This is a genomic window from Betaproteobacteria bacterium (genome assembly GCA_009377585.1).
In the GTDB taxonomy this organism is placed as follows: domain Bacteria; phylum Pseudomonadota; class Gammaproteobacteria; order Burkholderiales; family WYBJ01; genus WYBJ01.
In genome coordinates, this window is sequence record WHTS01000074.1 from 15,685 (window position 1) to 28,326 (window position 12,642).

The 12,642-nt window shown below is 65.6% G+C and carries 13 protein-coding genes; 5 read left to right on the top strand and 8 right to left on the bottom strand.

Annotated features, from left to right (window positions below; all coding sequences use genetic code 11):
• The 4 genes from GEV05_20435 to GEV05_20450 form a co-directional block, all read right to left on the bottom strand.
• Positions 1–108: enoyl-CoA hydratase (locus tag GEV05_20435; protein ID MPZ45712.1), on the bottom strand; the 108-nt coding region annotated here is incomplete at its 3' end.
• A 295-nt stretch (positions 109–403) separates the two neighbouring features.
• Positions 404–1,396 (bottom strand): tripartite tricarboxylate transporter substrate binding protein, encoded by a 993-nt coding sequence (locus GEV05_20440; protein ID MPZ45713.1) that lies wholly within the window; start codon positions 1,394–1,396, stop codon positions 404–406.
• A 149-nt stretch (positions 1,397–1,545) separates the two neighbouring features.
• Positions 1,546–2,535 carry a zinc-binding dehydrogenase gene (locus GEV05_20445; protein ID MPZ45714.1) on the bottom strand — a complete coding sequence of 330 codons (990 nt, stop codon included), beginning with the start codon at positions 2,533–2,535 and terminating at the stop codon, positions 1,546–1,548.
• A 1-nt stretch (position 2,536) separates the two neighbouring features.
• A complete protein-coding gene (locus GEV05_20450) occupies positions 2,537–3,556 on the bottom strand; it encodes a hypothetical protein (GenBank protein ID MPZ45715.1) in 1,020 nt (339 codons plus the stop codon).
• Between the two features lie 187 nt (positions 3,557–3,743).
• On the opposite strand from GEV05_20450, the gene GEV05_20455 reads away from it, so the two are divergent.
• Complete coding sequence (locus GEV05_20455) at positions 3,744–4,523, top strand: alpha/beta hydrolase (protein MPZ45716.1); 780 nt, start codon at positions 3,744–3,746, stop codon at positions 4,521–4,523.
• Positions 4,524–4,526: 3 nt separating this feature from the next.
• Here GEV05_20455 and GEV05_20460 read toward each other — a convergent pair whose 3' ends face one another.
• The 3 genes from GEV05_20460 to GEV05_20470 form a co-directional block, all read right to left on the bottom strand.
• Positions 4,527–5,492, bottom strand: a complete 966-nt coding sequence (locus GEV05_20460; protein MPZ45717.1) for a D-2-hydroxyacid dehydrogenase family protein — start codon at positions 5,490–5,492, stop codon at positions 4,527–4,529.
• Between the two features lie 104 nt (positions 5,493–5,596).
• A complete protein-coding gene (locus tag GEV05_20465; protein ID MPZ45718.1) occupies positions 5,597–6,490 on the bottom strand; it encodes an amidohydrolase family protein in 894 nt (297 codons plus the stop codon).
• 5 nt (positions 6,491–6,495) lie between these two features.
• Complete coding sequence (locus GEV05_20470) at positions 6,496–7,461, bottom strand: tripartite tricarboxylate transporter substrate binding protein (protein ID MPZ45719.1); 966 nt, start codon at positions 7,459–7,461, stop codon at positions 6,496–6,498.
• Here GEV05_20470 and GEV05_20475 point away from each other — a divergent pair.
• The gene (locus GEV05_20475; GenBank protein MPZ45720.1) at positions 7,460–8,506 is read left to right on the top strand and encodes a LysR family transcriptional regulator; all 1,047 of its coding nucleotides are present in this window, start codon (positions 7,460–7,462) and stop codon (positions 8,504–8,506) included. The two genes, GEV05_20470 and GEV05_20475, sit on opposite strands and share 2 nt — an antisense overlap.
• A 3-nt stretch (positions 8,507–8,509) precedes the next feature.
• Here the strand turns inward: GEV05_20475 and GEV05_20480 are convergent, their stop codons facing one another.
• Complete coding sequence (locus GEV05_20480) at positions 8,510–9,502, bottom strand: 3-hydroxyacyl-CoA dehydrogenase (protein MPZ45721.1); 993 nt, start codon at positions 9,500–9,502, stop codon at positions 8,510–8,512.
• Between the two features lie 255 nt (positions 9,503–9,757).
• Between GEV05_20480 and GEV05_20485 the strand changes: the two genes are divergently transcribed.
• The 3 genes from GEV05_20485 to GEV05_20495 all read left to right on the top strand — a co-directional run bounded on the left by GEV05_20485 (position 9,758) and on the right by GEV05_20495 (position 12,356).
• Complete coding sequence (locus tag GEV05_20485; protein ID MPZ45722.1) at positions 9,758–10,447, top strand: MgtC/SapB family protein; 690 nt, start codon at positions 9,758–9,760, stop codon at positions 10,445–10,447.
• A gap of 19 nt (positions 10,448–10,466) precedes the next feature.
• Positions 10,467–11,015, top strand: coding sequence for a histidine phosphatase family protein (locus GEV05_20490; protein MPZ45723.1), 549 nt, complete (start codon positions 10,467–10,469; stop codon positions 11,013–11,015).
• A gap of 372 nt (positions 11,016–11,387) precedes the next feature.
• Positions 11,388–12,356 (top strand): tripartite tricarboxylate transporter substrate binding protein, encoded by a 969-nt coding sequence (locus tag GEV05_20495; GenBank protein ID MPZ45724.1) that lies wholly within the window; start codon positions 11,388–11,390, stop codon positions 12,354–12,356.
• Positions 12,357–12,642: the final 286 nt, after the last annotated feature.

Here is a 12,642-nt window from a genome sequence, read left to right on the forward strand (position 1 = left end):
CAGGGCATCGAGGCCGGCTTGCGTCAGCGCGTTGCGCTTTTCGGGCCGGTTCAGCGTGATCGTCGCGATGCGATCGCGAACTTCGTACAACACTTCTTCCATGTCGATCAGCCAGGTGGGTGTGGTTTTCGATCCAAAGACCACCCGTCCGCGCGCTCGCGCGTCCCGCCCCTCCTTGCCAAGGATGGAAAGACACCGGCACCTTTGCCTTCCTCTCACGGGAATACGCCGGCACCCTTCCCCTCCTCTCACGAGGAGGGGTGGCGCGAAGCGCCGGGGTGGTGTGGTTCCAAAGTTTCCCGCGTCTCATGAGCTGGTGGCGCGAAGCGCCGGAGTGGTGTGGTCCCGTAGTTTCCCGCGTCTCATGAGCTGGGTGACGCGAAGCGCCGAAGTGGTGTGCTCTTCAATTCGGCTGCAGGTTCACCTTCTTGGCAAGGCTGCCCCACTTCTGCATCTCGCTTTTCACGAATGCGGCGAACTCCTGCGGCGAATTGGTCGTCGGAATGCAGCCCATGCTGTTGAGGCGCGCGCTTACCTCCGGGATGCGCACCACCGAACCGATGTCGCGATTGAGCTTCTGCAGCGTCGAGCGCGGGATTCCGGCCGGAGCGAACAGGCCGTACCACTCGTAGGTATCGAAGCCCGGCACGCCGGATTCCTGGAACGTTGGTACGTCGGGCATGCCGGGCGAGCGCTTGGCGGTGGTGACGGCGATGGCCTTGAGCTTGCCGGCCTTCACGTTCGCCTGCACGGTCGCGGGCCCGCTGATCATCATGTGCGATTCACCTGCCATGACGGCCGCCATCGCGGGTGCCCCACCCTTGTAGGGAATATGGGTGATCTCGATGCCCGTCATCAGCTTGAGCAGCTCCATGGAGAGGTGGCCCGAGGTCATGGGCGCGGGCGAGCCGTAGTTGAGCGATCCGGGCTTCGCCTTGGCGAGCGCGATGATGTCTTTCAGGTTCTTGGCCGGCACGCCCGGGTGCATCGTGAGCAATCCCGGCACGATCGCCACCAGCGTGATGGGCTGGAAATCCTTCACCGAGTCGTACGGCAGCTTCTTCATCACGAACGGGTTGACCGCATGGGGCGAGAGCAGCATGCCGATGGTATGGCCGTCGGGCGAGGCCTTGGCCAGGATGTCGGTGCCGGTGACGAACGCGCCGCCCGGGCGGTTGTCGATGATGACCTGCTGGCTCCAGAGCTCGTGCAAGCGGGCGCCGATCAGGCGCGACATGATGTCGGTCGTTCCCGCCGGCGAAACCGGCACGATCCAGCGCACCGGTCGCGTGGGAAACGAATCGGCGGCCTGGGCATGGGTCGATGCGGCCGCAGCGGCAGCCGCGGCGAGCACTGCGAACAAACGAATGGCTGTGGACATGCGCTTCCTCCTCATGCGTCCTCCTCTGGGGCCGAGCGTCGTGCGCCCGGTTGTTCAGGAACGTCGATGATGCCTTCGTCTGCCGCAAGGCGGCAGGATTCTTCCGCAATCGGCCGACACGTCAAACCGCGCGAAAGTGCACCTGCCTTAGCTCTCTTCTGCGCTCAGCGCACGGCGAGCGCGAGCTTGCCGATCGCCTGGCGCGAGGCGATGGCGGCGAACGCGGCTGCAAAATCACGCAGTGGGTACACCTGGCTCACCAGCGGCGTGATGCTGCCCTGGTCGTACCAGTCGAACAGCTCGGCCATGACCCGGCGCATCGCCCGCGGATGATTGTCGCGATAGTCGCTGATCTGCAGGCCGAGCACCGCGATGTTCTTCACCAGCAGGTAGTTCGCCTTCAGTTCCGGGATGCGCCCGCCGGCGAACCCGACCACCACCAGGCGCCCGCTCCATGCGAGCGCGCGCAGGCTCGCATCGAACACCTCGCCCCCCACCTGTTCGATGACCACGTCGGCGCCGCGCCCGCCGGTCGCCTTGCGTAGTTGATCGCGCAAACCGTCGCGCAGATTCGGAACCGACACGTCGATCACGTGATCGGCCCCGTTGCGCCACGCGATCTCCGCCTTGTCCGCAGTGCTCACCGCAGCGACGACGGTTGCATCCAGCGCCTTGGCGATTTGAACGGCCGCCAGGCCCACGCCGCCACTCGCGCCGGTGACGAGGACGATCTCGCCCGCGCGCAGATCGGCACGCTCCACGAGCGCGAAGTGCGCCGTCTGGTAGACGAGCCCGAAGCAGGCGCCTTCCTCGAAGCTCATCGGCTCGGGCAAGACGAAGCAGTTGTCCTGTGCTGCGACCACCTGCTCGGCGAACGCGCCGTGCTCCATCCAGGCCAGTACACGTTCGCCCGAATTGCAGGTGGTTACCGACTTGCCCACCGCCGCAACCACACCCGCACACTCCTTGCCGGGCACGAACGGGCGCGGGGGCAGGGTCTGGTACTTCCCGCCCATGACGAGCATGTCCGGAAAATTGACGCCCGCGGCGTGCACGTCGATCAACACCTCGTTGTCGCCGGGCTGCGGCGAGGGAAATTCCTCCACCCGGATCGACTCGGGCGGACCGAACTCGCGAACGACGACCGCCTTCATCTCAGCCCGCGCGGCGGCGGAATTTCTGGAAGCAGTGCACGGTCAGCGGCGCCATGCGCTTCACCGCACCGGCCTGCTTGGAGACTTCGCCGACGTAAAGATCGCCCTTGCTGTCGGCCCAGATGCCGTGCGGGGCGATGAAGTTGCCCGGCAGCACCGGGTTCTCGCCGCCGATCTGGCACATGATGTTCGCATCGGGATCGCACACGGTGACGCGCGCGATCGGCGCGTGCCCTTCCGGCGGGCAGATCATGGTCTGGTCGTGCGCCGGCAGCGGTCCCTCGGAGCGCTTCATCATGTAGTTGAGGAAGCCGCCCTCGGCGATGTGCAGCGTGTCCTGCTCGTCGATGAAGATGTCGTAGGGTCGATTTACGAACCCCCATTCGCGCAGGTATTCGCCGCGCCCGTTGAAGATCTGGACGCGCGAGTTTTCCCGGTCCGCGACATAGACCAGCCCCGCGCTGTCGACCGCGATGCCGTGCGGCAGGATGAACTGTCCCGGCCCGTGCCCCGGCTCACCCCAGGAGAAGAGCAGCTCGCCCTGCGCCGAGAACTTGTGCACGCGAGCGTTGCCGTAGCCGTCCGCGATGTACATGTCGCCGCTCGGCAGCACCGCCACGTTGGTCACGCGATGAAAGGGGCCGGCCGCGCGCTGCACCGGGCTCGCACCGATCTTGTAGCCGGTGTTCGCGGGCTGACCCGAGGTGCCGAGCGTCATCAGCTTCTTCCCCTCGGGCGTGCACTTGTGGACGGTGTGATCCTTGTCGTCGGCGAGCCAGAGGTTGTCCTCGCGGTCGATGAAGATACCGTGCGGGCCGACGAACATGCCCTCGCCCCAGGCGTTCAGGAACCGGCCTTCCTTGTCGAACACGATGATCGGGTGCTCGCCGCGGTTGAAGACGTACACGTGGTCCTTCGAATCGCACGCCACGCCGGCCACTTCGACGAAGCTCCAGCCTTCCGGCATGCGTTCCCAGCCTTCGATGACTTCGTATTCGATGCGATGCGGGCCGAGCGCCATGGCGCCTCCTCGAAGCCGGTTGAATGCTTGAGCGATGGTACTTCTTTTCCTTCTGGCGTGCAGTCGGCGTGGCGGCGTGCACAGGGTGCTCGGCAAGTATGCGAACATACTGACGCTCGAGCGCCAGCGGGGCCACCCGGCCGGCCGCCTGCTTGTCATACGTGTGCCGAGGGAGGTCTTTTTGAACATGGGCTCGCGGATTTCCAACGTGCTGGTTGCGGCCGCATTTGCCACTTCAGCGGTTGCGCATCCCGAACAAGTGATCGACATCCCGACCCGCCCCGGCGTTACCCAGCGCTTCCTCTACCTCGCGCCGCCCGATGCCAAGGCGGCGGTCGTGCTGTTCAGTGGCGGCAATGGGGGTCTGCAGATTGCGGACGACGGCAGCCTGGGCGGCGGCTCCGGCAACTTCCTCGTGCGCTCGCGCCAACTGTTCGCCGAACAGCGCCTCGCCGTCGCGGTGATCGATGCCCCCTCCGACCGGCAGAGCCCGCCGTTTCTCGGCGGCTATCGGCAACGCCCGGATCACGCGGCCGACGTGAAGGCGGTCATCGCCTGGCTGCGGCAAAAGTCGGCCCTGCCGGTGTGGTTGATCGGCACCAGCCGCGGCACGCAATCGGTTGCCTACGTGGCGACCCGGCTCGTGGACGACGGCGGTCCAGACGGCATTGTGCTCACAGCGACGGTATTGGCCGATCGCAAGAGCCGGCCGGTGCCCGACATGCCGATGGACAGTCTCCGGATTCCGGTGCTGGTGGTGCACCACGAGCAGGATGGCTGCCGGGTCACCCTGTTCAGCGACGTGCCGCGCTTGATGGAGAAGCTCGCATCCAATCCGCGGAAGGAACTGATGACCTTCACCGGTGGCGCGAACCAGGGCGATCCATGCCAGGCGCGCGCGTATCACGGGTTCAACGGCCTGGAGCGCGAGGTGGTCGAAAAGATCGCCGCCTGGATGCTGCGCTGAGCCTCAACCCCCGCCGCTCACCACGTTGATCGGTTTCCCCGCGACGAAAGCGAGAATCTGGTCGACCGCATCGTCGTAGTGATGCTCGAGCGTCTCGAGCGTCGCGTAGCCGAGATGCGGCGTGCATACGGCGTTGGGTAGCCGCACCAACGGGTCGGACGCACCCACCACCGGTTCGTCGTCGAATACGTCGATGCCCGCAAACCCCGGCCGGCCCGCTTTCAATGCAGCCACGAGCGCGCCTTGTTCGATGATGCCGGCGCGGCTCGTGTTGACCAGCACCGCGGTAGGCTTCATGAGAGCGAGGTCGCGCGCGGTCACGATGCCGCGGGTCGATTCGTCGCGCAGGGGAAGGTGCAGGCTCAACACGTCGGTCTCGGCGAAGAAGACCTCGCGGCTCGTGGCCACCTCGTAGCCATCCGCGAGCGCACGCGCCGTCGAGCCCTCCCGGCCCCAGCACACGACGCGCATGTCGAACGCTGCGCCGACGCGCGCGACCAGGGCGCCGATGCGCCCGTAGGCGTAAATTCCCAGCGTGCTGCCGTAGAGACGGGTGCCGACGGTGGATTGCCACAGGCCGTCGCGCAGCCGCTGCGATTCGTAGGGAATGCGACGCAGCGCAGCGATTGCAAGTCCCCACGTCAGCTCCGCGGTCGCGTGCGGCTGGGCGCCGCCGATGGCCGAAACCACGATGCCGCGCTCGGCGCAGGCGGCGAGGTCCAGGTGGCCGATGTTGCGGCCCGTCTGACTGATGAAGCGCAGCCGCGGCAGCTTCTCGATCAGCGCCCGCGGAAAGCGCGTACGCTGCTGCGTGACGACGACGATGTCGGCATCCGCGAGCTTGGTGGCGAGTCGCTCCCGGTCCGTCTCGGGCTCGGTGTAGACGACCACCTCGTGCCCCGCGAGACGCGCATACGCCGGAGCGCTGCGAAAGACGTTGGCGTAGTCCTCGACGACGGCAATTTTCATGCGTGCGCCTGCGCCATCTTCATGCGCCCGCCTGCGCAATCGGATTGCGCCGCACGCCGGTTTCCGTGTTGGTCCCTGAGCTGGCGTATTTCATCGCGAGCTCCTCACGCACCCTTGGCCGGTTGCGGCGCGAGCTTGGGCGCCGGCGCCGGCCAATCGAGACATTCGTTGATGCCCCGGCCCATGATCCATTCCAGCTGCTGCGGCGTGAACCCCATGTGCTGGGTGAAGTGCTCGATGCAATTCTGGTAGCTGAGCCCATGGTTGAGTTGCCGCGTGAGGTCGGTGCCCCAGAAGCAGCGCTCGGCGCCGAACGCCTTCACCACGTCGCGCACGTATCCGTTCACGTTCTCGAACGGATACGCCTTGGTCGAAAAACTGGGAATGGCCGAGACCTTGACGTAGATGTTCGGGTGCTCCGCGAGCTCGATCGTCTCTTCGACCCAATAGCCGATGCCGTCGTCGGTGGTGCGGGTGAAAATGCCCATGTGGTCGACGATGAGCTTCAGCCCGGGATGGCGCTTTGCAACTTGCCCCGTTTCGCGCTTCCAGATCGGCGCATGGATCATCGATTTCACGCCGACCTCTTCGGCGAAAGGCCAGTACCAGTCCATGGTGCCGTCGATCATCCAGTAGCGGTCGATCGGCCGGTGGAAGGTGATGCGGGTGCCCTTGACGTAAGGGATCGATTGCCAGTCGCGCAGCATCGCCTTCGCTTCCTCGGGCTTGTTCTGCGGGATCCGCGCCATGACGCCGAACCGGTCGGGATAAGCCTCGCACGCCTTGAGCGCGTAGTCGATCCGATCGCCTTCCCACGAGCCCGGCACGATCATCACGCGATCGACGCCTGCGCCATCCATCTCCCGGATGCATTCCTCGTAGCTGAAGGCTTCGGTGCGGTGCCCGTTCTTGATGAGCCGCTCGCGCGCGCCCTTGATCCAAGGCCGCTCGGGCGACTCGTCCAGCCACAGGTGAACCTGCGAATCGGTGATGAACATGTTGGCTACTCCTTGATGCCGGCGACGCGAGCGAGCTCGCTGAAGCGTTTGAAATCGGAAACGACGAGCTCCCTGAACTCGGCGGGGCTGCGGCCATCGGGAATATAGCCGCCCTTCTCCATGAAGGCTTCGATCTCCTTCGAATGCACGGCCTTGGCTACGGCACCCTGAAACTTTTCGACGATCACCCCCGGAGTTTTCGCCGGGGCGAAGATGCCCTGCCAGCCGCCGAGAAGCGTGAAGCCCTTGAATCCAACCTCCTCCATCGTAGGCAAATTGGGCATGGACGAGATTCGCTTCGCGCTCACTGACGCAAGCGCACGCATGCGCCCGGCCTCGATGTGCGGGCGCGTGGCGAGCGCAGGCGCGAGCAGCACGTTGATCTCCCCGGAAACCAGCGCGATCAGCGCCGGCGCGAGTCCCTTGTAGGGGACGTGCGTCATCTTCGTGCCGGCGCGAAGATTCAGCGCCTCGGTCATGTAGTGGATCGGGTTGCCGTTGCCGGGGGAGCCGTACAGCAGGGATCCCGATTTGGCGAGCGCGATCAGTTCCTTGATCGAAGCCGCCTTGACGTTCGGATTCACCAGCACGATGTACCCTTCGGCGGTGCCCAGATTGGTGACTTGCACGAAATCGTTGATGACATCGTACGGAAGTTTCCGTCCGGCCGCGGCGATGGTGATGATGGACGTCGAGGTCTGCAGCAGCGTGTACCCGTTCGGTTCGGCCTTGGCCACCATGTCCGCCGCGATGGTGCCGGTGGCGCCAGGACGGTTGTCGACCACGATGTTGGCGCCGATCTCCTTTTCGGCGATCTTCATCACTACCCGCGCCAGCGTGTCGCCGGTCCCCCCGGCCGTGGAGGTGACCACGAGCCGGATCGGCCGGGCGGGGTAATCCGACTGCGCGCAGGCCGCTGCGGCGGCGAACAGCAGCGATAGAGCCGCAATCGACTTTGTCGATGGTTGCATGGGTCTCCTCCATTTCAGTAGGGAGGTGAAGCCGGACGCCGCTCCCCATTGTGAATGCCGTTGCCTGCGAAGATGCTATCGAGTGAACGGCGGCACTGTCTATTTCAATGAGGAGATATGTATTATCCGTGACATGAATATCCGCAGGCGTGATCTGCACTTGTTGCTGTGTTTCGACGCGCTCGCCGCCACCGGCAGCGTCTCGAAGGCGGCGCAGCGCATGGAGATGCCGCAGCCTTCGATGAGCCGCGCACTGGCGCAACTGCGAGTGATGTTCTCCGACGAGCTGTTTCTGCGCACGCGGATGGGTGTCACGCCCACGCCCAAGGCGCTGGAGCTGATCGGTCCCGTGCGCGACGCCTTGGCGCGTATCGACGGCATCATGAATCCCGCGGCCGAATTCGATCCGCGCACGACCCGGGCAAAGGTGACGCTCACGTCGACCGGGTACGCCGAGGCCGTTTTGATGCCCTTCGTCGTTCGGCGGCTGGAGAAGCTCGCGCCCGGCCTGGTGCTGGAGACACGCGCGCCCAACCGCGAGATGGCGGACATGCGCCTCGAGCGCGGTGAAATCGACTTTCGCATCGGCGGCGTCGATCAGCCGCCGGACAAGCTGCGCTTCGGCAATCTGTTCGAGGACCGTTTCGTCTGCATCGCGCGCACCAACCACCCGGCCGTGCGCTCCCGGCTGTCGCTGGAGGACTTCTGCGCGCTGGCGCAGGTGCGCACCCTCATTCGCAGCCACGTGGACGCGGCGGATCGCGCCGTCGCGCAATACGGCAAGCGCATCCGCTACGCGGTGACTTCGCACGACTACGCGGCCGTGCCGCACATGGTGGCGCGCTCGAACCTGATTGCGACCGTTCCCGAGCGCATGGTAGAGCTGCTCGTGCGGGGCCTCGCGATTCGCAAATACGACTGCCCCGTCGGCATGCCACGCATCGCGATCCGGCTCTTCTGGCACGACCGCACTCACGGCAGCGCCCTGCACAAGTGGTTTCGAACGTTGGTGGCCGATGCGGCGCGCGAGCTGAAGGGCCTGTGAGCGCTATCGGCTAACGCGACTCGCGCGTCGCGGCGAGGTGCGACGATTTCGATTCTGCACCTTTTCGCCGTCGATCGTTTCGCGCATCAGGCGCAGCAGGGCCTCCAGCGTTTTCTCGTAGCGTTGCAGCCAGGGCCCGAGCGTGCGCTTGTCCCACCGATAGAAGCCGCGGCCGACCGTCACCCCGACGTGTCCCGCCTTGACTCGGCTCGCGATCGCCCGCGGCGGCACGCGGCTGCTGTTCAGCGTCGGATAGATCTGGGTCGCGGCGCGGTGATTGATGACGAGCCCGTTGAGATCGCGCTGACGCACCGGCCCGCAGACGACATAACGGAAGCCGAAGCCGTAGCGCACCGCGAGGTCGATGTCCTGCAGCGAGCAGATGCCCTTGTCCACGAGGCTGAAGCACTCGCGCATCATCGCGTGCTGCGCACGGTTGACGATCATGCCCGGGACGTCGCGATTGAGGTTCACGACGATCTTGCCCAGGCTGCGCATCCATTGGTTGATTCGGCGGATGGTTGCGGGCGAGGTTCGAGCGCCGCGCACGACCTCGATCAGCGGCGAGATATTAGCCGGCGTCGCCCAATGCACGATCGCGACCCGGTCCTTGTGCTTCACCTTGCGCATCACGTCGGCGAGGCGCAGGCTCGAGGTGTTCGTGGTCAGGATCGCCGTGCGCGGTGCGAGCGCCTCGATACGCGCGAACAGGTTCTGTTTGAGCGCCAACTGCTCGGGAACGGCCTCGATCACCAGCGCGATCTGCGGCCACGGGATCGCGCCGAGCTCCTCGTGGACATGAAAGCGCGTGGCCGTCGACTTTGCCGCGCGCAGCGGCGCGAGCGCGCTGCGAAAGCGCGCGGACAGCGACGCACGCATGCGCGCCTCCGGCTCCTGGCAGTGCACCGCCCAGCCGGCGGCGGCGAGCACCGCGGCAATATCGCAACCCATCTTGCCGCCACCGACGACGGCTGCAACCGCAGTTTCACGCGCCATATTTCCTCTCCAAGGTTCGGACCCCCGCCGCGATTTCACGCGCCATATGCTCGCTGCAAGGATAGGGCTCCCGCTGCGATTCCGCGAGCATAACCAACGACGTCTGACCGTTCGCGCGTACGCGCAAGCTCGGCGGTTCTCCCGCGGTCTTCGCAGGAATGCTCACGCCGCCGCTCCGCGAGCGTTGCGTACCTCGTCCAGCTATGCAATATTCGTCGCCTATCGATGACACGGCGCATGGCGTCGGGGAAGGCGATGAACGACTTGCTCGAAATATGCATACGCCTGGGCAGCGCATTGGCGGTGGGCGCGTTGATCGGTCTGGAGCGCAGCTATCGCGGTCGCCCGGCGGGCTTTCGCACCCACGCGCTGGTGTGCCTCGCCTCCAGCTTGCTTATGCTCGTGACGGTATACGAAAGCCAGTGGTTCATACCCAGCGGCAGCGCGCGCGTGACGGTGGACCCGACCCGCATGGCGCAGGGCATCATGACGGGCATCGGTTTCCTCGGCGCCGGCGTCATCATGAAGGACGGGATGTCGGTGCGAGGCTTGACCACCGCGGCCTCGATCTGGATCACCGCGGCCATCGGCATTCTGGTCGGCATCGGCTTCTACCTGCCCGCCGCGATTGCTTCCGTGCTCGTCCTGGGTACGCTCTCCACCTTTCGCTGGATCGAACGCCGGATGCCGACCGAGCAGTACGCCATCTTCAGCGTGCGCTTCGAGCACGGACACGCCATGAACGAGGATGAGTTGCGCTCGCTCATTACAGGGCACGGATTCAGCATCGCCAACATTACCTACCGCCTGCGCGAGGAGGGCGACCAGTTCGAGTACCGCATGGTCGTGCGCACGCTCGACACGGGCAACCTGCGCGAGCTGTCGACCGCGCTGAGCGCACTGGAAGCAGTCAAGGCGTTCCAGATCACACCGACCGGCGATTGAACATCCCGCCGTCATCGCCATGAGCGCGCCGAACGCGCCGTTGTTGGCCGCGCCGTTCTGCTTCCTGCGCCATGGCGAAACCGAGAACAACCGGCTCGGCCTGATCGCCGGCTCAGCCGACGTGGCGCTGAACGCCACGGGTCTCTCGCAAGCGCGCCTGGCCGCACAACGGCTCGCGCACGGCGGCATCGACGCCATCTGGTCGAGCCCGCTCGAGCGGGCGCGCGCCAGCGCGCAATGCGTCGCCGAAACGCTCGGATTGCCGATCGTCTTCGTGCCGCAGCTCGCCGAACGCAACTGGGGCGAGCTGGAAGGCAAGCCGCGCGAGCTGCGCATTGCCGGCGTGACACCGTCGGGCGGCGAAAGCATCGAAGCATTCCGCGCGCGCACGCTTGCGGGCCTACAGCAGATCCGCGCAAGCGGGCTGCCGCTTATCGTCGCCCACTCCGGCACGTTTCGCATCTTGAGCGAATGGCTGCAGATCCCACCGCGCAGCGCAGCGCTCGCCAACTGCATGCCACTAGGGTTTGCGCCGCACGCCGGTGGCTGGCGCGTGACGCCCCTGTAAGACCGGCGCCCTCGCTCGGCGCTTGGCTAGTGTGGTGAATCTTAAATTCGTTGTAATTCGTCATTCCCGCGCAAGCGGGAATCCAGAACGAGACTCCACCTGGACCCCCGCGTTCGCGAGGGTGACGAACTTCTGACTCAAGACACCAGCTGCCGAAGCCCGCCTGGCGCCAATCGAGCATGCGCAGCAGCGCCGGCCAGCCCCGATGCTCGCGCGGCCGGTTGACTTGCGCGCGCGTGCACGCGATCGCGCTTCGGCAATGATACAGACGCGCTACCAAGCCACCGCCTTCCCACGCCTATAGTCTTGCGGCCCGCCGCGTCTACCCTCAGAATAACTCGACACAATCAAGGAAACCCCGGGGGAGGATTCATGAAGTCCGTTTGCAGCGTGCTGATGTTCGCCGCATGCGCTATGTTCAGCGCGGCAGGGTTCGCACAGGCGTATCCGAGCAAGCCGATCCGCGTCATCTCACCCTCCGGCGCGGGCGGGCCGGTGGACGTGATCTGCCGCGCGATATCCCAGCGCCTTTCGGAAGAGCTGCGCCAGCAGCTCGTGGTCGAGAACCGCGTCGGCGCGGCCGGCCTGATTGGCACGGAAATGGTAGTCAAGTCCCCGCCCGACGGTTATACGCTGCTGTTCGGATTCTCCGGGCCGCTCGCGATCGTGCCCAATCTCAATCCCAACACGCCCTACGACGTGCAACGCGATCTGGTACCGATCGCGCAGGTGGCGGAAGCGCAGTACGTGCTGCTGGTGCATCCGATCGTGCCGGCAAAGTCCGTCAGGGAGCTCGTCGCGCTCGCGAAGGCGCAGCCGGGCCGGTTGAATTTCGGCTCGGGCGGCGTCGGCGTCGGCATCCACATGGCGAGCGAGCTGTTGAAGGTCGCAGCCGGCATCGACCTCGTGCACGTCCCCTACAAGGGTGCGGCGCCGGCGATGACTGCACTGATGGCGGGCGAGGTCGACATGATGTTCAACGGCTTGCCGCCGACGCTGGCCTTCATAAAGAACGGGCGGGTGCGCGCGCTCGCGGTCGGCGGCGAGAAGCGCTCGGCGGTGCTGCCGGAGCTGCCAACGGTCAAGGAGGCGTCCGGGCTCGACTTCAAGACCGGCGGCTGGTACGGATTCCTGGCGCCGCGCGGCACGCCGCCGTCGGTCGTCGCCCAGTTGAGCGAGGCGATCAAGCGCACGCTCGGCCGGCCGGAGCTGGAGTCCACCCTGTCGAAGCTCGCGACCGAGATCGTCTACGCGACGCCGCAGCAGTTCGACCGGAAAATCCGCGAGGAAAGCGCGGTGTGGGGAAAGGTGATCAAGGCGGCCGGCATCAAGTACCGCTAATAGTCCGGCTCGCTCCGGCTCGCGATTGCTTGGTCGCAGGCGCGACCACGGCGCTGGATCGAGGCGGGGTACAGAGCGCCTGGCATCAGGTCCTCGCAAAGGCAAACGGCAGTCAGCGCGAGGCCGCAAGGGATGTCGATCCCGTAGCGCACGAAACGAGGGAGATAAGATAAAACGGGACTATTGTGGGTTTATGCAGGCGAACGCCGTGTACGACAACATCGAGATTGCGCTCCGGTCGGTCGGCGCCGCGTGGGACAACGTCGTGAAAACGACGACGTATCTT